Origin of the sequence: Dendronalium sp. ChiSLP03b (assembly GCF_034531165.2) — a bacterium.
In the GTDB taxonomy this organism is placed as follows: domain Bacteria; phylum Cyanobacteriota; class Cyanobacteriia; order Cyanobacteriales; family Nostocaceae; genus Dendronalium; species Dendronalium minutum.
Window position 1 is genome coordinate 1 of record NZ_JAVRBR020000083.1, and the last position, 24205, is coordinate 24205.

Genomic DNA, 24205 nt, shown 5'->3' on the forward strand with positions numbered 1-24205 from the left:
AGCAATGAGTAATGACTGTAAAACTAACGCTCTAATCATCATTTCTTCTACCCCTACACCCTTACACCCCCACACCCTTACACCCTAAAACCAGGGTTTTAGGAACAAAACGTAAAAAACCTACACCTGTCAGGCAGGGGAAGCAGGGGGAGAAGAAATTGGATACTGGTATTGGATGCAGGAATTGAGTAATTTAATTATTGGATGTCCCCTACCCTGCGGGTTCTGTTTTAGCAGTACGGGTGACGCTCGTGACGCTCGATGACTCGCTAACGCTTTTAGCGTCGCCTCTTGGGCGAGGATTCAGGCTTCGCTGCGCTAACGGCAGTTCCTCTACTTGGGGAGTCACTCCGTTGCGGTGAGCAGTCCGTTGGGCGGCTTCGCCGACTTGAAGGAACTGCGAACCCGAAGGGGGGTTCCCCCCGTTGTAGGCGGAACGCCTTCCCGCAGGGTAGGAAGTGGCGTGAAACCCCAAGACCGGACTGCCTCACGAATTACGAATGATTGTTTTCACACGATCCGCTAGCCTAATTGCTAAAGCGACAATAGTGAGTGTGGGATTAGCATAGCCTCCTGTGGGAAAAACAGAGCTACTGGCGATGAAAAGATTAGAGACACCGTGGACTTGACAATTTCGATCTACAACACCCTGCTTGGGATCGTCATGCATACGCGTCGTTCCCATGTGATGATGTGTCCCAGGGTGGATTAATTTTGGTAAATTGCCATCTCGTTCAACTTGTAACTGACCTATACCAGCGCGAGCAATCTCTTCTTGAAGAATATCCTGTGTTCGCTTAATGTTGTGGATATCAATATCGTTCCAACGCCAGTGTAACTTTACTTGCTGACGACCGAGGCGATCGCGATCGCCAATCAACGTTACTCGGTTGTCTGGGTCGGGTACTTGTTCAGTTTGATGAATGGCTTCAAACTCCGCAAATCGATTTTCATGACCTCGAATATACGACCAACCACCCCAAGCCAAACTGGGAATAAAAGGTTGCTGTTTGGTAACTGCCCCATAAGCAGCAGGCAAAATATAGTCAAGACCAATGATTACATTTGCTAAGTGTTTGAAAACATCTTTACGTGCTTCTGCATTGTGCCTCATTGAAAGCAATGTTTTTAGCGAATTTACAGCTTGTAATTGATATGCTTTTGGTATAGGAAATAGCAATGTACTATTATTTAGTATTTGTTGGCGGCGCATGACTTCTTCACTCAAAGTTAGCTTGCCCATTACTGGTACGTCATTGACTCGCCGCAAATCGTATAAAGCTGTACGTTTGAAAAGCTCTGGATTACTAGGCATCAATCTACCACAGCTAACTAGAGGATGATCCATAAAGAATCTACCTACTAAATCGTTTTGATTGCCTAAACCAACTGTTTGCACCTTATTAGATAGCAATAGTAAACGTGCATTTTCAATGCCACCAGCAGCTAAAATCACAACTTTTGCACATACCCAAAATTTATTACCTGACAAACAGCCTACTCGCAAGCGGGTTACAGTTTTGGCTGTTTCGTCTGTTTCCATCTCCATTAAGTTAGCGTTGATATAAATAGTAATATTACTAGCTTGGTTGATTTGTTCGCGGTACTCATGGGTGAAGACAGCACGCGGCCCAAACTGAAACATGCTAGTAGTTACATTATTAGCCAAGGGTAGCTGAGGAGTCTGAACATCTTCCCAAGCCTTAGCACCATAAGCAAAAGCTCCTAGTTTACAAACCGCTTGGGCGCGATCGTAGAATGGATCGAGGTGAGATTTATCGAAAGGCCAGCCACTGTATGGTAGCCAATCTCGTTTCTCAAAATCTATCTCGTCCAATGGTACGTATCTAACACCAATTTGATTGTTACCTAATCGAATTTTCCAGGCATTTGCTGTACCACCAAACTGAAAACGACGTTGTTCGTCTAGTGTGCCAAATAGATTTCCTACACTTTCACCTTGAGCTAGTGATTGAGTATTTTTTTCAAAATCTAGTCCACCACTTTCTAAAAGACAAACTCGGAAGTCTGCAAATGCTAATTCTTTTGCCAAAGTAATGCCTGCCGGTCCAGCACCAACAATACAAACTTCTGTTTCAAGAATTTCATCTAAAGGTAGTGTACGTGCGTCAATTAACATTAATTACCTATAGCAATTCTCAATTATTTTTGAAAAAAGGCATTTGGAAAATTATCCATGTCTCCTTATTTCAATAAAAATGAATATGACACAACTTAAATAGAATTGCCATAGATAAATCAGGTTTATTTAACATATTCCCGTAGAGTATTTAAACAGACAAAGTATTTAGTTATATACTTTACTAATAAATAGTTATTTTTGTAACAAAATCCTCAGATTAATTTCCTGGGAATATAGTCTTACTAAGACTTTAGTGTATAGCGAATATAAATAAACTAAGTATAAAAACTCAAATTTTTATTGTGGTAGCTTATAGTAATTTAAGTAAATAAACCTTATGGATATAGATATTCATAGAGTTTTTACACATAAAATATTTTAATTTACCTTTTCTTCATAAAATCGCTAAAAAATTATCGTTAAATGATTTACGTAGAAAAATAAGTGAAAAATCTATTTTTTCTACTCATGTGCATCCTCCTCATTCTAAAAAACAATTCAAAAATCAAAAAATCGACAGCAATTCTATTTAGGTTGTGAACAAAAGCTAGCTATTGTATAAAGCTTTTTCATACCCTATTTAAGAATTTTGTAGTAATCTCTGTTGGCTCTCATCATCTACATTTATACAAGTGAACTCCTGATATGACCGTAATTAATGCTCTTGCCAATCAATATTATCTCTACATCAGACGAGGACAAAAACCAGTTCCGTGGAATATATACGATACTAATCCACCGATTAACTTTGGCTTAACTACTTATTTTGGTAAAATATTTCAGGCTATAGAGAAAAGTTTTCAACTTAGCGGTTTAGTATTTTACGTAACTTGGGATGAAATTGATGAACTCCCATCATACGGACAAAATGTTGTTGTTTTTGTACTAGGAGACGAGTGGTATCGCATACCAAAGTATACTCACAAGGTAAAAGCTGTATTTAAATGCATAGGTACACATCCAATCCTCGGATGTAATCCCCTCGTCAAGCCTTCTCTTCTAAACTTGCTAACACTAATTCAATTTCTCAGAATCTTAGTTGTCTGCCTACCTGGGTTCGTAAATTATCACTGGCACAAGTTCAAGAACTTGCTATTAGGCAAAGGTGCAATCACTCCCATCTACGACATTCCTTTAGGGTATAACAACTCAAAGGATATGCTAATTAAGGATATTGAGAAGCGTCTCTATGATGCTTATTTTTCTGGCAGTGTAGTACACGTACAGTATCCTTTATGGTCTTTGAAATACTGGTTAGGAACTCCAAAAACCTTGGCTCGTAAACTCATGCTATCGAGTGTCAATAAGTTTAAGAAAAAAAATCCAGATTTTAAAGTTGAATTATCAATCACTGGTGGTTTTCGCAATAGAACCGTTGAAGATGAACGCAGCTATTGCGAAATCATGATGGATACAAAAATATGTCTGGTTCCTAGAGGTACATCTTTTGAAACAACTCGTTTATTTGAGGCGATGAAATACGGTTGCATTGTAGTGACAGAAGCTTTGCCTTCACGCTGGTATTTAGATGGGGCACCTGTAATTAAAATAAAGGATTGGCAGGATTTGGAAGGGATATTAGGACAACTATTGAAAAACAAGCAACTCATGCGAGAATTGCACGAAGAATCATTAAATTGGTGGAAGAATCAATGTTCAGAAGCCATTGTTGCAGAGTACATTGTCGAAAAACTTTACGCAAACATCCCACTTTGGAAGAAACACATAGCAGGTGTGTCTATGTCCTTGACCCCACCCTAATCTAGAAGGTAGAGGCAGGAAGTGAAGCAGTCGCAGTCTTGGATGCCACTTGCTCTACTTGGGAAACCCCTAAGACCGGACTGCCGACGCTCGATGACTCGCTACCGCTTCGCTAACACCACGAGACTGGCTCGGCAACGAACTGCCTCCTCATTTCTCTACTTTCTCCATTAACCTCAAGTTGATTTTATTTGTGCATCTTGAGGTTTCTCTGTTGTATTATTCATCTTTCCTTGGATCGCCAGAACAGAGCAAGGTGCATGATGCAAGACGTAATTACTAATACTACCCAGGAAAAACTCACTTATTCCAGCAAGACCCCGACGACCAACAATAATTAAATCTGCGGGCCAACTACTAGCTACTTCACAAATTATCCGGCCTGCATCACCCATATTTTGGGTAAAACCAGTTTTTACACCTGCATTAATTGCTACATTAGTGAGCGATCGCAGCCAATCCAGTCTCTCTTTCTTCATTGCTTCCCACTCTCGGATGTGATTATCCATAGGATGTGTTTGTAAAGTGGGATACATGGCATCTGGCTGTGTAAATACAGGACTAAGATAGGCATCTTCCAAGGGCGAGAGAACATGCAGCAACATTACTTCAGCATTTATTCCTTTTGCTAACGATACGCCTTGTTCAAAAACATGTTGACCCATTTGAGTTCTGTCTACTGCAACCAGAATTTTGTAAAACATACTTAAAAGTCCTGAAAGGATATTAAAAGTCGTTTTGAATACTCGAATCCTCGCTTTAAGGGAGTGGGGGGTGGGGAGTACTATAAAACGAAAAATAGTGTTTTATCCGGCGTTCTGATGTTAATTGTACTAAATGCTGCCCCAAATCAAAATTAGTAATACACTCTAAACTAATTCCTCAGCTCGACTTTATCCAATGTAAGCTGCATAAACAGCAATATCCCTCAAACGTTTGAATAAGGGACGAGGGACTTTTACAATTTCAGTTGATATTGCAAAAGTCACCTTGACCCCGTAAAGCTTTATTTTAATGTTATGGATTCCAGCCCAAACTAGCCTTTTTTGACGATCGCTTGCTTTCATGATGCTCCTTCGCGGCATCATAGTTTACAAAAATGGATAAAGTCCGGCTAAGAACCTATTGACAATCTGGCTGGGTCAACCCAATAGCTTACTATGTAGGCTTTCGATGTTCAAAAGGGATTTGATGAAGGAGGCGATCGCACGCTAGGCGTTGCTGAGTATGGGTATGAATTGAGATTTTTGACCAAAGCTGAAAGTAGATTCTTCCCGCCTTTGTGCGAAACAAAATTCATCCCATCAATCAGCAACGCGGGATAATAACTAATCGGACAGAATTAATTACACAATGTCATTGCGAGTGCAACGAAGTGAAACGAAGCAATCCCAAACTCCTGCGATTGCTTCACTTTGTTCGCAATGACAGTAAATATTTTTGTCCAGCTACTTATCCACTTTGTGCAATGGTCATAAGATTCTCCTTACCAAATAGGTGATTGAGACATCTACTTCCCAAGCTAAAGTCGCTATTTAAGGTAGCCTTCTATCCTAAGAGCTAATTCTTACCTCAGTTCAGTAATGCATTACATTAATCAGTCTTGTTTATCGCAACTAAAGCAACCAGCGCTACAAAGCTCTAAATTTTATTTAAATGTTGAGCAGGTAGGCTTTATGACACACAATCTCGGTGGCTTTTCAGTAGGGAGCAACGCGAACAATGTGCAAAGCGATAACAATCAATACTGTAAAAAGGCAATTAGACTAAGCTCAGTACCTAACCCAATCGCAGAGCCAAAGTCTATCGATAATCCAAAATTTATTGTCAGTAAATGACGCGCTAAGATAAGTGTACTTATCAGGCTGTATACAAATTTTTATACAAAACCCTGTGATATTAATACCTCTTGAAAAGATAATTCAAGCGATCGCTGGCTTTGCAAGTCCTATTATTAAGGACAAGATTCAACGCAATGAGACTGTTGTCAAACTACTACAGCAATTTGAGCTAGACCCTGAGCATCCACCAAGCGATTTCAGCGGGGTCTATGTCTACAGCTTGGTAGAATATGGTGTTGGTAGACCCAAGCCATTGCTAGAAATTTTCCGACAAGAAGAAATTAAACAGGCGTTTCGCCAAGCATTCGACCATAACAATCCTTCAATTGTGTTGTCTGAAGTCGATAAGTTTCTCGATAGCTACGCAATAGGCGATCGAGTCCGCGATTTAGGGCTTGATGTTCGACGAGAAGTAGCGCAATTCGCTACTGTTTTTATTGAAGTTGCCAAACGTAGCCGCACACCTGGCGATGTTTTAATTGGTCATCAACTCGGTTCGTTACACAAGCGAATTGCTAGCATTCAAGAACAACTCAGCAGGTTACCAAGTTTAGAAGGAATTCGTACAGAAATAGCACGGTTAGCTGTGGAAACTAGTCCTGCATTGCCAGGGGGTTTTGCTACTACGGAAAATAATTGTAAAGCCATAGCCTTGGCACAACAGATGCGTGGCTGGTTTGAGACTTTGGGCTATAGGTTTGAGAAGTATGAAGTTTGGCAAGATAGCTATTTTGAATGGATTATAAATATCCCCGTGCGGCGTAACCGATATGACCGCATACTTGTGCGTGGGATTGCAGGAGAAGCGGGGCTGGGTGATGTCAGGACTTTAAGCGAGTCAGTAGCAACACAACTTACTGATGAAGGTTGGTTAATAACAGTTCGTCGCATTTCGCGGGCAGCACGTGATGAAGTTGAAAGAGATGAAAATCGTCACCTGGGGTGTTATACCTTTGATGAGCTTCTAGCTCAAGATGCGGACTTCAGTGGGTATCTAAACTGGCTAGAAGATGAGGTAAAACTAAGAAAAATTGATACTCAATATGTCCCTTTGTGCTGTAACAAAGAAGAAATCGATCCCGTTAGCAAACGTCAAATAGCAGTTAGTCGTTACGGTGAGCAAGATGGTTGGATTGACGGATATATCGACCGTTGGCTCGATGACCCAGCAAAAGAGCATATTTCTATACTAGGTGAGTTTGGGACTGGTAAAACTTGGTTTGCCTTACACTACGCTTGGGTTATATTACAACGCTATCGAGATGCCCAAAAACGTGGTATTGAACTGCCTCGCCTGCCTTTGGTAATTCCGCTACGGGACTATGCTAAGGCTGTGAGTGTCGAGTCGCTGTTTTCCGAATTTTTCTTTCGCAAACACGAAATTCCATTACCTGGGTATTCTGCATTTGAGCAACTTAACCGTATGGGCAAACTGCTGCTGATTTTCGATGGCTTTGACGAAATGGCAGCTAGAGTTGACCGCCAAGAAATGATTAACAACTTTTGGGAGTTAGCGAAAGTAGTCGTTCCTGGTGCCAAGGTAATTCTCACTTGTCGCACGGAGCATTTTCCAGAAGCGAAAGAAGGACGTGCTTTGTTAAATGCACAGTTGCAAGCTTCTACTGCTGCTTTGACAGGAGAAACACCTCAGTTTGAAGTCTTGGAACTGGAAAAATTTAACAACGAGCAAATTCGTGCCTGTTTGGCGTTCCAAGCCACATTAGCAACCGTAGAACAGGTGATGAACAACCCGCAACTGTTAGATTTAGCTCGTCGTCCGGTGATGACGGAGTTAATTTTAGAAGCACTCCCAGACATTGAGAAAGGCAAACCAGTCGATATATCGAGGGTTTTTCTGTATGCAGTACGACGCAAAATGGAGCGAGATATTAAAGCCGAGCGTACTTTTACTTCTTTGGCGGATAAACTCTACTTTTTGTGTGAACTGTCATGGGAAATGCTATCTACTGACCAGATGAGTCTTAATTACCGACTTTTCCCTGACCGCATTCGACAGTTGTTTGGTGAAGTGGTACAAGAAGAAAAAGACCTCGATCATTGGCATTTTGACATGATGGGGCAAACGATGCTCATCCGCAATGCAGACGGTGATTATGCTCCGGCTCATCGTTCGTTATTAGAATTTTTTGTTGCATATAAGTTTGCAGCTGAGTTGGGAGTGTTACCAGGGGATTTTACAGAGTTAGCAAAATTACAGTTAGATCTCAATAGTGATGCTGTGCCAATTGATTACACTTGGTCATCTTATTTTAGTCGTCAGAAGTCTAGAACAAAGAAATTTATACTAATTTTGCCACTGAAGGGATTTACAACTGAGTCACTAGATTCTCTAGAGAAAACTTTTGGAAAAGCACCTTTGACCAAGGCCGTGATGCAGCTGCTTTTGCCTTTACTAAAGGCTTATCCTATTATCTCCAAATCACTTACTCATCCCATTATCCAAATTTTATCAGCAACACAAGGCAAAACAGAGAAAGAGGTTGGTTATGTTGGAGGCAATGCAGCGAATTTGCTGCTAAAAGTTGATAAGGCTGCCCTAGAAGGTAAAGACCTTTGTGAGACTGTGATTATTGGTGCTGATTTTACTAATGTCAGCCTGCGCTATGTCAATTTTACAAAAGCAAATTTATCTAGGTCTATTTTTACCAAAGTCTTAGGGAATGTTCGCTCAGTGGCATTTAGCCAAAATGGGAAAGTTTTGGCTACAGGTGATGGAGATGGTATGGTTCGCTTGTGGGAAACTAATACTGGTAGAGAACTTGTATCTTGTAAAGGACACACCTATTGGGTAAATTCCATTGCTTTTAGCCCAAATGGTCAAATCCTTGCCAGTGGTAGTGACGATCGAACACTGAGGCTATGGAATATCCACACTGGAGAATGTTTGAAAACCTTACACGGGCACAGTGGTCGTGTATATTCAGTTGCTTTTAGTTCAGATGGTGAAATACTTGCCACCGGTAGTGATGACCAAACCGTTCGGCTTTGGAACATTCTTACTGGCGAATGTTTTCAGACATTACAGGGACATACTTACTGGGTAAATTCAGTTGCTTTTAGCCCAGATGGAAAAACACTTGCTACTGGCAGCGATGACCAAACAATCAGATTATGGAATATCAAAACTAGTCAATACATCCAGACTTTGTATGGGCATGTTAGTGGAGTGCGTTCAGTTGCTTTCAGCCCAGATGGAGAAACACTTGCTACTGGCAGCGATGACCAAACAATCAGATTATGGAATATCAAAACTGGTGAATGTCGTGACATTTTGCAGGGGCACACTAATCGGGTAAAAACACTCACTTTCAGCCCAGATGGAGAAACACTTGCTACTGGCAGCGATGACCAAACAGTCAGGTTATGGGATATAAAAACTAGTGCATGTCGTAATATATTACATAAGTATAACAGTACAGTCAGTTCAATTGCTTTCAGCCCAGATGGAGAAATACTTGCTAGTGGTAACAGTGACCAAACAGTCAGACTGTGGAATATGAAAACTAGTGAATGCCTTTATGTATTGCAGGGGTATACCAATACAGTCAAATCAGTAGTCTTTAGTTCAGATGGTAAAACGCTTGCCAGTGGTGGTGACAACCAAACCCTTCAATTATGGGATATTTGTACAGGGCAATATCTATCTACTTTATATGGACATACTAGCTGGATTAATTCTGTAATTTTTAGTCCCAATAGTGAAATGCTTGTTAGTGGTAGTGATGATAAAACAATAAGACTATGGAATATCAAAACTGGCGAATGCATTAATACTTTGCTTGGGCACACTAGTTGGATCAATTCTATAACGTTTAGTCCGAATGGTAAAACGCTTGTTAGTGGTAGTGGTGACAAAACGATTAAGTTATGGGATGTTAAAACTGGCGAATGCATTAACACTTTGGTCGGGCACACCAGTTGGGTTAATTCTGTCACATGTAACCCAAATGGAGAAATACTTGCTAGTGGTAGTAATGACCAAACAATAAGACTATGGAATATCAAAACTGGTGAATGCCTCAACACTTTAGTCGGGCATATTAGTTCGATAACTTCAATATTCTTCAGTTTCGATGGCAAAATACTTGTTAGTGGCAGTAATGACCAAACAATAAGACTATGGAATATCAAAACTAGTGAATGCCTCAACACTTTTCATGGACACATGAGTGTAGTACGTTACGTTACATTAAGTCCAAATGGAGAAATGCTTGCTAGTAGTAGCAGTGACAAAACAGTGAGATTATGGGATATCAAGACTGGTGAATGCATTAACATTTTGCTTGGGCACACCAGCATAGTATGTTCAGTTGCCTTCAGTCCAGATGGTCAAACTCTTTCTAGTAGTAGTAGAGATGGGACAATTAAGCTTTGGAATGTCATAACAGGTAAATGTATCAAAACCTTGAAAAGTGACAGAGCCTATGAAGGCATGAATATTACAAACATTATAGGTTTAACTGAAGCCGAAAAGACTAGACTCAAAGCTTTAGGTGCTGTAAGTAAGTAGCTAGGCGCAATTAAATATAAAACGCTCAAGGGCATATCCACCCTTGATACTTCTAGCTTCCATACCATCAATAACCCTCTTCTAAGAAACAGAAATGTTTCTTTACATCCATAGGGAATGCGATCGCTTTCCTCGGACGCTTTTGTCAGTTTCCGAAAACTTTTGCCATTTCTGAAATCTAGAGCTTTTGTATAGGAAGCGATCGCCAGATTTTTTTCTAATAACAAATACAACAGCCATTTTTTCTAATAGAAAAGCTTGTATTAATTACCTGATGAGCCTTCTAGCGATCGCCCTCTCGGAAAATGCCAGAAGAGGGATAAGTAAGTGGATATAAATACATATAAGATAGTTCGTCATTGCAAACGAAGTGAAGCAATCGCAAAGATTGAGATTGCCACGTTACCCTTCTCCTTCCGAGACGCTAACGCGAACGGGAAGCTACTTCTCTTCAAGACGCTGCGCGAACGCGTCTACACTTCGTTCCGTACCCTACGGGAAGGCGTTCCGTTAACACAATGACATCTTACATTTAATTGCGTCTACTTACTTAGCTATGCAATATTAATTGATGTCATTGCATAAATGGTAATTTTTTACTAAGAATGAGTCGGTGGTCGCTACTGTTTCATACATTTTGCTGCTGCAAAACCACTTTGCCCAGATGCAGTTTAAACGAAACTAGAAGAGTGATAACACCGAGCAACAGCCAACCAACTCCCAAAAAGAAGAGCGACTTTTAGAGTATTAGCCGCTCCCAGGACACTTGGTGTTTTCAGTGTAAGAAGGAAGAGTGGACATAGTGCCCACTAACTACTTCAATATGAATGTTTAACTTGTTAGGTATACTAGACACTACCGTTTAAATACTGAAAAATTTCACTCTTGCTATCAGAAGATTTAAGCTTTTGCTCAATCACTAGAATAGCAATAGCTTGCGAATCGAAAAGATACAGACCCGAAATTAAAAACAAATTGTTAACTTTTTTATACAGCTATCTAATAGCTGTAATAGTATTTAACCTTACTTTAGGAGTCAATAATTGTATATTTTAACAATTCATGACTCAGCCGAAAAATCATGAACCACAATACTTCGCGCCGCCTAGTTTTACAAGGCTTGGTTGCCAGTGCAATCGCGATCGGGTTTGATGTCTCCAATAGTTCGTGGGTAACATCTGCTAGTGCCACATCTATCTTTGAACGCTTACCTATTTTAGATGGAGTAGTTTACACCGATAATACGACACTTGCTGCTGCTGGTGTTGACTTCGGTAATATCGTGCATCGTCAACCCATAGCTGTACTTAAACCAGGGTCAACTAACGATATTGTTCAAATTATTCAATTTGCCCGTAGGCATCAAATCAAAGTTGCAGCACGCGGTCAGGGTCACTCTACTTACGGTCAGCCACAAGTAGAAGCTGGCATCGTCATTGACATGAGTACGCTCAACAAGATTCATTTTGTTGGTACAGACCGAGCTGTTGTGGATGCAGGGGTTGTGTGGAGTCAGCTACTGCAACAGACACTCCAACAAGGGTTAACACCACCTGTTCTTACCGATTACATTGAGCTTTCCATCGGCGGTACTCTTTCAGTAGGGGGTATTGGCGGTGCAACTCATCGCTACGGTGTACAAGTTGATAATGTTTTAGAAATTCAAGTAGTTACTGGTATTGGTCAGATCGAAACTTGTTCGCAGTGGCAAAATCGCCATTTATTTACAGCAGTACTAGCAGGGCTGGGTCAATGTGGAATTATCGTTAAGGCAACTATTAAACTAATTCCTGCTGCTACCAATACCCGTGTATTTCAGCTATATTATGATGATTTAGCTACTTTTACTCGTGACCAACGCTTATTGATAGATGATGAGCGTTTTGACTATGTAGAAGGACAATTGATTGCTAAGGATGCTGGTGGATGGCGTTATCTTCTTGAAGCAGCTAGCTTTTACAGTCCTCCCAACATACCTAATAACAATTTGTTGCTTTCAGGCTTAAACTATACTCACGGTACAGAAAAAATAGAGGATAAAACTTACTTTGATTTTCTCAACCGTTTAGCTCCTACAGTTGCCTTTCTCAAATCTATTGGTGTCTGGTCTTTTCCCCATCCTTGGTTGAATTTATTTGTACCCAATAGTGCAGTTGAAACTTTAGTTGGTGAAGTCGCTGCTAGCTTAACAATAGCTGATACAGGTCAAGGACCAATTCTGTTGTATCCAGTTAAAACTAAACGCTTCCAACTACCATTATTTAGAGTTCCCAAAGGAAAAATCGTATTTCTGTTTGCTATCTTGCGAACCGCAGTCCCACCAGATAATTCTCTAGTTGCAAAAATGTTAGATGATAATCGCAAACTATTCGAGCAAAATCGAGATTTGGGTGGTTATCAATATCCTGTTAGTGCTATTCCTTTGTTGCGTGATGATTGGCGACAGCACTTTCGTCCGTTTTGGAGATATTTAGTCAATGCTAAGCGTTACTACGATCCAGATAATTTGCTAACTCCAGGTCAAAGGATTTTCTAAAAATGTAAACTTATATTTGAGGTTTGAACAATCAAAAATTTCATGTTGTTATCTTCTAGGAGGGAGGTAAAAGTCAACCAAGAAGTGACCGATGAGGCCCGATAAGTTGATGTCTTATTTATTCCTGCACCAACATCAATATTTCTGTGAAAAAGATTTACTACCAGTCTCAACACAATCAATAGAAGCAACACGATTTTGTGGGATGGGGAGGCTGGGGAAGTTGGGGACTTGACCAGACACCCAAAATACGTGTATTTCTTATCCAGCAAGGGTATTACTTATCGGGACTTAAACAAAAGTTAAGATTAAAAAAGAGTATAATGCTGAACTAGCATAGCTTTCACGTTGAAAAAAGCTGATGAAAGAAACCACACCTGCTGCCATGCCTCCATGCTTTCTTTGATGGTGCCAACGATTTGATGATGTGTTTACTCATAAAGCTCAAAAACGAGAGTTTAGACATTATGTAGGGGGATTATTGGGCAAAAGTGAGAGAAAAAACCTACTCCAGATACTGAAGCTTTAGAAGCATTTAGAACAGCTATGTCCTTCCGATTTTTTGATTGGTTGACTCTCAATCGTGACCTGTTTGCTTCTTATAAAGCCAGTTTGGGCTACATTTGAGCTTGATTTTTGTTTAAGTCCCGTTAGGGTCTTAAGTAGCAACTGCGGTTCAGTCGTCAAATAATTACTCTAGTCTGTGAGATGGACAAGCGATCGCTTTTGCTGGTTAAGTTTAGTAAGAGCGATCGCCCTATACAGTTAATATCAACGACTGTGGTGCAAAATGTGGTGAAGTTACGCGCTGAAGTACTTCGCTACTGGATGGTAAGTGATAATCGCTGTTGTCGATTGTTCTGGATAAAGCTGTTCGCTTTCATCCATATATAGGTTGATCCTGTCAGTTTCCAACAACTCCAACTGCTTGTACTGATCCTGAATATTCGGACAAGCCGGATACCCGAAACTATACCGCGAGCCACGATACCTCTGCGCCAAAACATCCCGAATATTATCCGGTTCCAACGCTCGATTACTCGCTACCGCTTCACTATCAGCACCAAAACCCAGTTCGCGACGAATTCTAGCGTGTGTCCACTCTGCCAGCGCCTCCGCTACCTGCACCGCCAAGCCGTGGAAATACAAGTAATCAGTATATTGATTATCGGCAAACAGCTTTTGGGCAAACTCTGTGGCAATTTCCCCTACTGTTACCGCTTGCATGGGGAAGACATCAATTAACCCCGACTCCTTCGGTGCAAAGAAATCTGCAATACACAGCCTTTTTGATGACCTTTGTCTAGGAAACTCGAAAGTTGCAACCTGCTGCGATCGCTTCTCAAAATCATATATATGTAGAGAATTCCCCTCAGCCTGACAAGGGAAATACCCATAAATCACTTGCGGCTGTAACAGATTTTCTTCAATAATCCGCTGCTTCCAATTTTCCAAAACCGGATACACTTTCTCATTTAAGAAAGCCTGATATTCTTCCTTGGATTGCTCTTTTGGCTTGCGGAACTGCCATTGTCCCGCTATTAAAGCTTGCAAATCCAAGTACCAGAATATTTCTTCTAAAGAAATATCACTGGGTCGCAACAACTGCGTTCCCCAAAAAGGTGGCGTGGGACGTTCGATATCCACGGCTATAGCTTCCGAACGCCGAGTATCTAATTCCTTGGGTTCAGCAGACTGTTTTTCCTTTTTAGGCTTATCTTTCCCGACTGGTGTTTTGTGTCCATTTTGGGATTCTGCATCTTCGGCTAATTCATTTAAAAATCCCTGGAAATCATCCCAATTACCAGTCACCTTTGCTGGCATTAATTTATCCATGAAGTGCAAGTCAGAAAAAGCATCTTTACCATAAACAACTTTACCTTTGTAGGTGTTTTGGCAATCTTGACTGACAAACTTGGGAGTTAGCGCTGCACCACCTAAAATCACTGGTACGGTAATTCCCTTTTCGTTGAATATCTCCAAGTTTTCTTTCATGAAAGCGGTAGATTTCACCAACAAACCACTCATGGCAATACAATCAGCTTTGTGCTGTTCGTAAGCCTGGATGATATTTTCCACTGGCTGTTTAATTCCTAGGTTAATAACTTTATAGCCATTGTTCGACAAGATAATATCCACCAAGTTTTTACCAATATCGTGGACATCACCTTTGACTGTAGCAATGATAAAGGTTCCCTTAGCATTATTACCAGCTTCTGACTTTTCCATGAATGGTTCTAAATACGCCACCGCTGCTTTCATGGTTTCCGCAGATTGTAAAACGAAGGGTAGTTGCATTTGTCCTGAACCAAATAACTCCCCGACAACTTTCATGCCATCCAGTAAGAAGGTATTGATAATTTCCAAGGGGGAATATTGTTCTAAGGCTTTAGCCAACTGTTCTTCTAAACCAATGCGTTCGCCGTCGATAATATGGCGCTTGAGACGTTCTTCGATGGGTAGACTTTCATCAACTCCTTTGTCGCGTTTTGTCGTTACCCCTGCAAATAATGTGGTTAGTTCTCCTAATGGGTCATAAACGCAGACATCTCCCTCAAATTTCCGCTCATCATAAATTAGTTGCCGACAAACTTCTTGATGGCGTTCTTCAATCTTCGACAGTGGTAAAATCTTGCTGGCGCTGACAATGGCTGCATCCATTCCGGCTGTCATCGCCTCATGCAAAAACACCGAGTTCAACACGATTCGCGTTGCGGGACTAAGGCCAAAGGAAATATTGGAAACACCCAAAATGACATGACATCCTGGCAATTCTTGACGAATTCGCCGAATCGCTTCAATCGTAGCTTTGCCATTTTCTCGGTCTTCTTCAATCCCTGTGGAAATTGGTAGAGCTAGAGTATCAAAGAATATTTCAGTGGGAGGTATTCCGTATTCTAAAGCTTGATGGTAAGCCCGTTGGGCGATCGCAAACTTTCTCTCGGCTGTTCGCGCCATGCCATCTTCATCGATAGTACCAATGACTACACCAGCACCGTACTTTTTCGCTAACTCCAACACCTTTAAAAAACGGGGTTCTCCATCTTCGTAGTTGGTGGAGTTCAGTAAACACTTGCCCCCAGCAACTTTTAAACCCGCCTCCATCTTTTCCCATTCGGTGGAGTCAAGCATCAACGGCAGTGTGACATTATTAACTATGCGCGAAACCAATTCGTGCATATCCCGCACACCATCGCGTCCTACATAATCGACGTTGACATCGAGGATGTGTGCGCCTTCTTTGACTTGTGCCCTTGCCATTGACACCAGTCCGTCCCAATCTTCTGCATTCAGCAAATCGCGGCATTTCTTAGAACCACTGGCATTGAGACGTTCGCCAACAATTAGGAAAGAATTATCTTGGTCATAGGGCTGAGTCGTATAAATTGATGCTGCCGCAGGTTCTAAGCTAGGCTGTCTAACTTTCGGTTTCAGTTCTGCTGCAATTTCTGCCAATTGTTGAATGTGTTCTGGACGTGTCCCACAGCAACCCCCAATCACTTGGACACCCAAATCTTCAACAAAGTGCATCAATGACATCCGTAATTCTGTCGGTGTCAGGCGGTAGTGCGCTTGACCGCCAACGTTCTCAGGCAAACCCGCGTTGGGAATACAAGAGACGATAAAAGGCGAATGTTCTGCCAGATACTTGATATGTGGTTTCATCAAATCTGGGCCTGTGGCACAGTTCAAACCGAGAATATCAATTGAGTAAGGTGACAAAATTGTCAGTACAGCACTGATTTCTGTCCCCACCAACATTGTGCCCATGCTTTCCATTGTCACAGACACCATCAGCGGACGGCGATCGCCCTTGTTCGCAAAGACTTCTTCAATTCCATTCAGCGCCGCTTTGATTTGCAGCACATCTTGGCAAGTCTCCACAATAAATAAATCGACACCGCCATCCCACAATGCCTCGGCTTGTTCGGCAAAAGCAGCCTTCATTGTGTCAAAGTCAATATGTCCCAAGGTAGGTAATTTAGTTGTTGGGCCAATGGAACCCGCTACAAACCTGGGTTTTTCTGGCGTGGAAAATTCAGCCGCCACACGCTTAGCCAGTTCTGCTGCTGTCTTACTGAGGTAATACGCTTGGTCTGCCAAGTCATATTCTGCCAACACAATTGAGGTACTACCAAAAGTATCCGTTTCGATTACATCTGCACCAGCAGCAAGAAAGTCACGATGAACCTTAGCTACAGCTTCGGGTTTCGTGTGGACTAGGTATTCGTTACAACCTTCATAGTGCGATCCGCCGAAATCATCAGCAGTGAGATTTTGCGTTTGCAAGTTAGTTCCCATCGCACCGTCAAAGACGATAACTGGGCTATCCGGACTACGCAAGCGTTCAAGGAAAGGATGAGTCATATTTTCCTAGAAGAAATGAGGAAATTAAGTGAGTTTTGTGATACTCGACTTAATCTATTATTTTCCAAAATTGTCAAAGTTTCGGCAGTATGTAATGGAAAAATTTTTATATTATACTGAAGCTGCTGATGTGCCTATATTATCATTGTAAATAACGAGCTAGTTCATCTAGAGGTTTTTCTATGCAAAGAATTGAAATTTTGATTGCGACTAAAACATAGCGTTCAATTATTATCAAACATCAAGAACAGTATCTGGAAATAGTATTTTGGTAACACGCAATGGTCAAGATTTTGCAAAAGGCTCAAATTGGCAACTAGAAGATTGGAGAATATCTGAAATTTTTACTTTATTTAGTAAAGGCGAGCGCTACTAAAAATCACCTATAAACTAACCTGACGGCTGCGTGTTACAAATTATTAAAAAATAAAAAACCTGTTTGAAATAACCCAACAATAAAACCCAAAACTCCACCCAAAGTCACGATCGCTTGCAATTCATTTTTGACAATTCCCTCAATTGCCGCTTCTAAATCAGCGGGAGAAGTTGATTTTACACGGTCAACAATCACCTGATCTATTGACAAAATAGGAATGACTTGTGCCACAATTGCTTCTAAATCTTTTTCTAAATAACGCTCTAAAATCAGAGCTAACTCAAGACTTACAACTTCCAAAGAAGAACTGACAACAGGTGAAGCACTCAGACGATTGAGTAGTAATGAAGCAATATTTTCCCAGTTAACAGAGTCAGTTAATCCTTGTAGTAGATCGCTGCCACTGGTTTGTAGATAATGGCGTACACTTTCACGAGTAGTCTTTCGTAGTTGTCGCACTGTCCCAATTGGCAAATTTTGCAATGATAAATTTTGCAGGATTTTTTTGAGGCGATCGCGCATTTGCAAATCTTGAATCAATTCCTGCAAACGAGTATTTGTAGCTTCTTTCTCATCTAAACAAAAAGTTCGCAGCCTTGAAAGAGTATTGCGTAAGCCAAACAGATTTGCTACTACCCAATACGTACCACTAGTTTTTTCTCGAAAGCTTTCATCAACAATTTGAATCGTGCGATCTGTCAAAAAATCAACAATTGCCTGCCGCAATATATCTGGTGGCAAAACTACTTCTAACAACCAATCAGCCAGTCGTGTAGCTTGTTCTTCGCTGAGTTGTAATTCCAGCAACACTTGGTCAAAAATCTGATTAATTTGTACTTCTAAAAAATCTTCCTGTCGTGCTAAAACTTTCAGCAAACGTGGCAATGATTCTCCTAATAAATCACGCAAAATTCCTGCGACAACTTTGGCACTTTTATCATTTTTATCTGCTTTAACTTGTTCGATGGCCAGTTGCAATAACCAAAGAATTGCTGCTTGTACCCGTTCTGTTTTCAGCAAACGCCGCGCCAGATTTTGTAATTCCTCTGGCGTTAGCAGCGAACCCATGATCGTATCAGAAATATTCTTAGCCAAACGTTCCTGGTTGCGAGGAATCAATCCAGGAGTGAATGGTAATCTTCGTCCACCGATGTAAATTGCTCGGTAGGGACGAAATAACATTTTGATGGCTATATCGTTTGTGAAATAGCCAATAACTCCACCTAATATGGGGGGAGATACATAAAGCCAGAGATGAGACCAATCCACAGAATTTCGGATTTTGGATTTCGGATTTCGGATTTCAGATTTTAGATGAAATATTGATTTGTGGATTCAAAAGTCTCTGGTTTTTACCAGTAGACCCTAATCCAAAATCTAAAATCTAAACTTTACTGACTACCAGCACTCCCATCATACCGTTCGCAATAGGGTAGTGTGTGGCTGAGACAAAACCAACTTGACGGGATATCTCTACTTGCTCTTGTCCTGTGGGGAAGCGGTCTAAGCTAGGACTAATGTAAGCATATTCTTCTTTTACACCCATCTGTTCGGCAATTGGTACGACTATATTATCTAAGTACCACTGCTGAAAAGCGCGAACTTGCGGATTGCCTGGTCGATGAAAGTCTAAAATAGCCGCCTTGGCACGTGGTTTGAGAACGCGATGTAATTCTTGGAGACTACGGGGAATATCTGTAACATTTCTTAAGCCGTAGCCCATTGTAGCGGCATCGAATTGGTTGTCGTCAAAGGGCAAGTTTAGGACATCTGCTTCTATCCAGGAGATGGCAGATTGGGGGTACTGGCTTTGGGAACGTTCTTGAGCAGTTGCTAGTAGGTTTGGTGAGAAATCCACACCATACACTTGTCCTTTCGCTCCCGCACGCCTAGCCAAACGTAAAGCTAAATCGCCACTCCCGCAACACAAATCCAGGCAAGTATCTCCTGGTTCAGCGGCACTCCATTTAACTGCCATTTCTTTCCATATACGATGCTGTCCCAGACTTAACCAATTGTTTAACTGGTCATACACTGGAGCGATACGGTCAAAAATGGCACGAATTTCTTGAGTCATTGGTCAACAGTCATATAGTGAGCCAGTGTGGTCTTGGTGGTTGCCACGCCACTTCCTTCAAGTCAGCAGAGCCGACGACACTTGCTACCCTGCAAGAAGCCCTTCGAGTGATGCTCCTGCGTCACCCGGAGGGTCAACAAAACCTTACTTACTGTAAACTATGGACTATGGACTATGGACAAAATTTTTGCTTAATGCTGTCTGTTACTAGTAAGAGCGATCGCTACTAGTTGAGCTGATAAATGAATTAGGCTTAATTCATCTTCTCGTAAAGAGCAGGGTTGTTTCCACTGGAGTGACAATACCCCCAACATCTCATTTCGGTAAGTAATTGGAATAACTACATGTGCTTGCACGCCAGTGTCTTGGTAGTGACTCACACCATCTAGTTTGGGTTCTTTGGCTACATTTAAAGCAACTTGTAATTTATCGTTAGCAATGGCCTCACTTGTCAATGGATCTGTATCTAGCCAGTTTTTTACTGTACCTGCACGACTGTAAGATCCTTGAGTTGCAACCAGCGTCTTTTCTTCTAATAGCTGCAAGATACAGTTCTCTGCTGCGAAACTGTCGCTAAAAACCTTAGCAATTGGTGTTAGACTTGCCTCTAAGCTATGAGATGCTTGCGTCACCTGCACCAAAACTGTCAGCAGCGCCATTTGGGCATTAGCACGGCGCAATTCTTCTGTCCGTTGCTTGAGTAAGTCGTAAGTTTCTGCTGCCCTTTGCACTACCGCCTTCAGTTCTCCTGGGTCCCAAGGCTTAGTAATATATTTGTAGACTTGCCCAGCGTTAATCGCCTCTACTAAGTCTTCAATATCAGTAAACCCAGTGAGGATTATTCTGACCGTATCTGGAAACTGAGGTACAGTCTTGCTGAGAAACTCAGTTCCTTTCATTTCTGGCATCCGCTGGTCGGAGATGATTACCGCCACTTCTCCTTCTGCTGCCAATACTTCTAGGGCATTGATCCCACTATCGGCTTTGAGGACATTAAAATCACGTCGAAAAGTACGATACAGTAAATCGAGATTATCTGGCTCATCATCAACTACTAATATTTTTAATTTTTTGTTGCGTTCTAGAGTGGTCAATTGACGGCGACTTGTATGAATTTCGGCAACAGGATTATCCATAAGAGAATTTCTATCAGTATTCACCATTTTGTTACATTCCATACCCTAATTAATTGAGAATAGCCGTTAGAGCTTGTGTAAATTTACGGTTTGAGTTCGGGGCAGCTGATGAATTTAGTGAGTACTTCAAGAAATATCTCGCCACTCCAATTTCTTGTCTAGAGTCAATCAGTACAACTGTAATCTCACTAGTCAGGCATCAGCAGTCAAAAGTGCTAAACCTTGTTATATCAAGTCCGGCTAATTATTTATAATTCCCAAATTTATTCAGAAAGCCCAAAAACCCTTCTTCTCTGCTACTCTGTGGTCTTAATGATAAGTCTTTAACCGGACACGATATTAATATCGGCTTTGAACTTTAGACTCTTGACTGGGGATGTTTATAGTTTATTTGCTCCTACTTAACTTATGTGTATTATTCATAACTCATAATTTTGTTTAGCGGTAGAGTTTAGAGATAGTTCGCTGTTAAAGATTACAATAAGATTTGCTGGTGAGGTACAATCACCCTCTCAAGTAGAAACTCCCACTCCAGATTATGACTGACTTACCACCCAACGCTCAAAATTCTGAAAATACTGCTGATGAAGTGGCACAGGAGTTGCTGCGAAAGCTGAGACAAAAACAAGGCAACTGGGTGGAATGGGGAGTGGCGATCGCTTCTCTGCAAAAAGCTGGTTACAATCCTCAAGAAATTTTTGAGGCAACTGGATTTGAACCGATTCAACAAAATCAGGTGATTGTTGGCGCTCAAGTTTACAATTCTTTAGAAAAAGCTGGGGCATCGTCAGCGACGCGATCGCATTACGCCACACGCGGTAGTGATGTTTTATACGAACTTCGCCTACTCACCCAAGAAGAACGAGCTGCGGCGGCTGAACTGACCTTTCTCCACAAACTCGATGTTGATGAGGCGCGGGAGGTAGCCAAAGCAATTAAAGAGTTCTCATACTTGCGTACCTTACCGGAAGGGTTTTCTGCCCATCCTGGAGATGCTATTGCTTATCAAACTTGGAAACTGGCACGTCAATATACAGATTTACAAGAGCGATCGCGCCTGATTGCTAAAGGATTACGCTTTGCTTACACACCAACAGCGAGGAAACAAATCGAACAACTACTTGTAGATTTTACGGTTGTTCCCAAGCGTCCGGCTCCCCTTCTCCCCTTTTACAGATTAGAGTCTGATGAAGAATTGCCTCGGATTGTGCCAGTTGTAGGCGAGTTGCCATTAACACCAAAAGACTTACAAAATGTACCCTTGGTAGAAGAAATTGAACCATTTCGCTTAGTCAAGTTTGCCGGAGAGCAAGCTTGGGTGCCGTTACCGGGTTGGCAAGTGCTGTTGAATGCAGAAGATCCAGTGGTGATTTTAGCAAATAGCGATCGCTTCCCCAACCAGACACAAAGTCCGCCACAACAAGTAGTGGTAGTTGTAGATCGTGCCCAACGACAATGGAATGACTCCAGCTATTTTGTCGTTGATAACGCTGGTGAATTAGATTTTCAGTGGTTTGAAACTGAGCCAGAACTTCCCATACTTGGACAAATCATTGTCATTATACGTCCTAAGAAAATCTTTGACGAAGAAATAACTAAGGATTCCTGGCAAATTGACGAATAATCATTGTAGAAATTCAAGGTTTGCTGCAATAACTTCAGGCTTTTGGGAAATGTTTTTCTACATGAATCACTGCAATCCAATATTCCTGCATCGGTAAAGCTGATAGGGAACACCTATGCGGTAGTGTTGCGCGGGATCTATATTGCAAGTAGTATGCCCAGAAAGTTCTAGCTGCTGCGGATAGTCCCGTCTTCTTAATCCAGGGCCGACTATCCATAAATTCAGTTTAGATGTTACTGGTGCAGGCAACTGAGAAAACTGTTTCCAGAAAGCAGATAAATCAGGAGATTTCTGCAAAACAGCAAAATTATCCGAGTTAACAGCTGAATTGATTATTCTAGATTTATTTATGAGTTTATTAATTTTTAATTCCTCTAAAGGGGACTGGCTTCTGAGTTGTTCTAATGCTAAGGCAAAACTAAACCCTAACGCCACATCTTGATAATTACTGTATGCCACAACTAGCGACAGTGGTACAGAAGGTTCTAGGTTCATATTTTGAGCGACTTGCTCAGGTTGAAAAGGCTTTTGAAAGACTAAGTTAGAAACTACGAAAATACAACTAATAAATCCAACAAGTATAAATATCAATGTTGACTGATGATTTTTACTAATGCTGGCTGCTAAGAGGGCACAGACGCTGGGATAGTAGACAAAGGTATAGCGAGGAACAACCGTAATATCTTTACCTAAAATATAAACAATGGCAAAAAATTGTAACAATACAAAAACAGCAAAACTTAAAAGTGTTAATGTTGCTAAATGAGTTGTATCTTGTAACCATAAAATCTTTAGGTTTTTGAATATTTGTCTCCCTACCCCAATAGCAAAAATCAACATTAATAAGCCACAGATAGCTACAATTAGCAAAGGCTGATTTTCCACAGGGAGAGCGATCGCCATCAACACCCAACTAATAAGAGTTTGATATAGAGGTGCAATATGAGTGGGAGACGGCAACCAATTGGTTTCAGAACGCTGAAAATGACTTAATATAACGAGCAACCAAGGAATAAAACTAATCAGAACGCTGCTCGTAGAAATAATTAGAGCAAGCCAAATTTGACGTTGTTTCCGGATCTTAGCCTTACCCCAATACATCAATACAATTATTGTGGCAATTTCAGCAATGAAAGCTAAAGCAAAAAAGTAGTGAATATAAAGACCAATACTATTAATAATTGCCCATAAAATCCAAACTCCAAATCTGGGTTGCGTTCGCTCAACCATATCTCGCTGAATTTGCATTAACCCCCATAACCCCAAAGTGATGAGGAACATGGGCATGGTATAGTGTCGTGCTTCTTGGGAAAGGTAAACAGCAAAGGGAGAAACAGCCATCAAAAATGCTGCTATAATTCCAGATGCTCTAGAAAATGCGATACGATTCACACCATAAATTGCCGCGATCGCACCGACACCAAACAAAGCAGGTAGCGATCGCAATTTTGTTACCCACTCCGACCCTAAAGGAGTCATTAGCCTTAACCAACTGTACATTCCGCAAAAAAATAAGGGCGGATGTGTAGACTGAGTCGCGACATTTTTGGCAATTTGATTGCAACTAACCCCAGGCTGAAATGTAAAAATCTCTGGTACATACTCAAGTGGAAATGCCACATTCAAAGGCAGATCGTGGTAATTTTTACCCAAGCTGAAAATAGCAGTGATTACTTCATCCATCCACAGGGGTTTTAGGTCTAAATGCCAAAAGCGCAAGATAGCACCAAGTGCGATCGCCCCAGCTAAACCCAGATAATGTAGAGTAAGTCTCCGATTTGTCATTATTTAGCTATTAGCTAATTGATTTTT

At 41.2% G+C, this 24205-nt stretch carries 16 protein-coding genes and 1 pseudogene; 7 read left to right on the forward strand and 10 right to left on the reverse strand.

What is annotated here, in order from left to right:
• Window positions 1-211: 211 nt before the first annotated feature.
• Window positions 212-475, reverse strand: coding sequence for a hypothetical protein (locus tag RMY31_RS19895; protein WP_322658371.1), 264 nt, complete (start codon window positions 473-475; stop codon window positions 212-214).
• 12 nt (window positions 476-487) lie between these two features.
• On the reverse strand, window positions 488-2140 hold the full coding sequence (locus tag RMY31_RS19900) for a GMC family oxidoreductase (RefSeq protein WP_322658372.1): 1653 nt from the start codon (window positions 2138-2140) through the stop codon (window positions 488-490).
• Between the two features lie 648 nt (window positions 2141-2788).
• Here RMY31_RS19900 and RMY31_RS19905 point away from each other — a divergent pair.
• Window positions 2789-3904 (forward strand): glycosyltransferase family 1 protein, encoded by a 1116-nt coding sequence (locus RMY31_RS19905; protein WP_322658373.1) that lies wholly within the window; start codon window positions 2789-2791, stop codon window positions 3902-3904.
• 21 nt (window positions 3905-3925) lie between these two features.
• Window positions 3926-4078 carry a hypothetical protein gene (locus tag RMY31_RS19910; protein ID WP_409878107.1) on the forward strand — a complete coding sequence of 51 codons (153 nt, stop codon included), beginning with the start codon at window positions 3926-3928 and terminating at the stop codon, window positions 4076-4078.
• Between the two features lie 2 nt (window positions 4079-4080).
• Here the strand turns inward: RMY31_RS19910 and RMY31_RS19915 are convergent, their stop codons facing one another.
• Together RMY31_RS19915 and RMY31_RS19920 are read right to left on the reverse strand one after the other, a co-directional pair.
• Window positions 4081-4608, reverse strand: coding sequence for a universal stress protein (locus RMY31_RS19915; RefSeq protein WP_322658374.1), 528 nt, complete (start codon window positions 4606-4608; stop codon window positions 4081-4083).
• Between the two features lie 189 nt (window positions 4609-4797).
• Entirely contained in the window at window positions 4798-4971 is a 174-nt protein-coding gene (locus RMY31_RS19920) for a hypothetical protein (RefSeq protein ID WP_322658375.1), read from the reverse strand.
• A gap of 826 nt (window positions 4972-5797) precedes the next feature.
• On the opposite strand from RMY31_RS19920, the gene RMY31_RS19925 reads away from it, so the two are divergent.
• The gene (locus tag RMY31_RS19925; RefSeq protein ID WP_322658376.1) at window positions 5798-10276 is read left to right on the forward strand and encodes an NACHT and WD40 repeat domain-containing protein; all 4479 of its coding nucleotides are present in this window, start codon (window positions 5798-5800) and stop codon (window positions 10274-10276) included.
• Window positions 10277-10378: 102 nt separating this feature from the next.
• Here the strand turns inward: RMY31_RS19925 and RMY31_RS19930 are convergent, their stop codons facing one another.
• The gene (locus RMY31_RS19930) at window positions 10379-10516 is read right to left on the reverse strand and encodes a hypothetical protein (RefSeq protein ID WP_322658377.1); all 138 of its coding nucleotides are present in this window, start codon (window positions 10514-10516) and stop codon (window positions 10379-10381) included.
• 841 nt (window positions 10517-11357) lie between these two features.
• Between RMY31_RS19930 and RMY31_RS19935 the strand changes: the two genes are divergently transcribed.
• A complete protein-coding gene (locus tag RMY31_RS19935; protein WP_322658378.1) occupies window positions 11358-12812 on the forward strand; it encodes an FAD-binding protein in 1455 nt (484 codons plus the stop codon).
• Between the two features lie 361 nt (window positions 12813-13173).
• Window positions 13174-13329, forward strand: a pseudogene (locus RMY31_RS19940) (IS701 family transposase); the annotation flags it as partial.
• A gap of 284 nt (window positions 13330-13613) precedes the next feature.
• On the opposite strand, the gene metH reads toward RMY31_RS19940, so the two are convergent.
• From metH to ubiE, 3 genes are all read right to left on the reverse strand, one after another.
• A complete protein-coding gene (gene metH / locus RMY31_RS19945; RefSeq protein WP_322658379.1) occupies window positions 13614-17180 on the reverse strand; it encodes a methionine synthase in 3567 nt (1188 codons plus the stop codon).
• Between the two features lie 409 nt (window positions 17181-17589).
• On the reverse strand, window positions 17590-18825 hold the full coding sequence (locus tag RMY31_RS19950; RefSeq protein WP_322658380.1) for a DUF445 domain-containing protein: 1236 nt from the start codon (window positions 18823-18825) through the stop codon (window positions 17590-17592).
• 115 nt (window positions 18826-18940) lie between these two features.
• Entirely contained in the window at window positions 18941-19633 is a 693-nt protein-coding gene (gene ubiE, locus RMY31_RS19955; RefSeq protein WP_322658381.1) for a bifunctional demethylmenaquinone methyltransferase/2-methoxy-6-polyprenyl-1,4-benzoquinol methylase UbiE, read from the reverse strand.
• A 17-nt stretch (window positions 19634-19650) separates the two neighbouring features.
• Here ubiE and RMY31_RS19960 point away from each other — a divergent pair, with 17 nt between their 5' ends.
• Complete coding sequence (locus RMY31_RS19960; RefSeq protein WP_322658382.1) at window positions 19651-19863, forward strand: hypothetical protein; 213 nt, start codon at window positions 19651-19653, stop codon at window positions 19861-19863.
• Here the strand turns inward: RMY31_RS19960 and RMY31_RS19965 are convergent.
• Complete coding sequence (locus RMY31_RS19965) at window positions 19825-20769, reverse strand: response regulator (RefSeq protein WP_322658383.1); 945 nt, start codon at window positions 20767-20769, stop codon at window positions 19825-19827. The genes RMY31_RS19960 and RMY31_RS19965 overlap by 39 nt on opposite strands.
• Before the next feature lie 538 nt (window positions 20770-21307).
• Here RMY31_RS19965 and RMY31_RS19970 point away from each other — a divergent pair.
• The gene (locus tag RMY31_RS19970) at window positions 21308-22393 is read left to right on the forward strand and encodes a RuBisCO accumulation factor 1 (protein WP_322658385.1); all 1086 of its coding nucleotides are present in this window, start codon (window positions 21308-21310) and stop codon (window positions 22391-22393) included.
• Between the two features lie 66 nt (window positions 22394-22459).
• Here the strand turns inward: RMY31_RS19970 and RMY31_RS19975 are convergent, their stop codons facing one another.
• Window positions 22460-24178, reverse strand: a complete 1719-nt coding sequence (locus RMY31_RS19975) for a glycosyltransferase family 39 protein (RefSeq protein ID WP_322658387.1) — start codon at window positions 24176-24178, stop codon at window positions 22460-22462.
• Window positions 24179-24205: the final 27 nt, after the last annotated feature.

Coding starts and splice junctions, on each gene's coding strand:
- RMY31_RS19900 (WP_322658372.1), bottom strand. CDS start 2,140: ATGTTAATTGACGCACGTACACTACCTTTAGATGAAATTCTTGAAACA.
- RMY31_RS19920 (WP_322658375.1), bottom strand. CDS start 4,971: ATGAAAGCAAGCGATCGTCAAAAAAGGCTAGTTTGGGCTGGAATCCAT.
- RMY31_RS19930 (WP_322658377.1), bottom strand. CDS start 10,516: ATGGCTGTTGTATTTGTTATTAGAAAAAAATCTGGCGATCGCTTCCTA.
- RMY31_RS19970 (WP_322658385.1), top strand. CDS start 21,308: ATGACTGACTTACCACCCAACGCTCAAAATTCTGAAAATACTGCTGAT.
- RMY31_RS19975 (WP_322658387.1), bottom strand. CDS start 24,178: ATGACAAATCGGAGACTTACTCTACATTATCTGGGTTTAGCTGGGGCG.
- RMY31_RS19935 (WP_322658378.1), top strand. CDS start 11,358: ATGAACCACAATACTTCGCGCCGCCTAGTTTTACAAGGCTTGGTTGCC.
- RMY31_RS19915 (WP_322658374.1), bottom strand. CDS start 4,608: ATGTTTTACAAAATTCTGGTTGCAGTAGACAGAACTCAAATGGGTCAA.
- metH (WP_322658379.1), bottom strand. CDS start 17,180: ATGACTCATCCTTTCCTTGAACGCTTGCGTAGTCCGGATAGCCCAGTT.
- ubiE (WP_322658381.1), bottom strand. CDS start 19,633: ATGACTCAAGAAATTCGTGCCATTTTTGACCGTATCGCTCCAGTGTAT.
- RMY31_RS19965 (WP_322658383.1), bottom strand. CDS start 20,769: ATGGATAATCCTGTTGCCGAAATTCATACAAGTCGCCGTCAATTGACC.
- RMY31_RS19905 (WP_322658373.1), top strand. CDS start 2,789: ATGACCGTAATTAATGCTCTTGCCAATCAATATTATCTCTACATCAGA.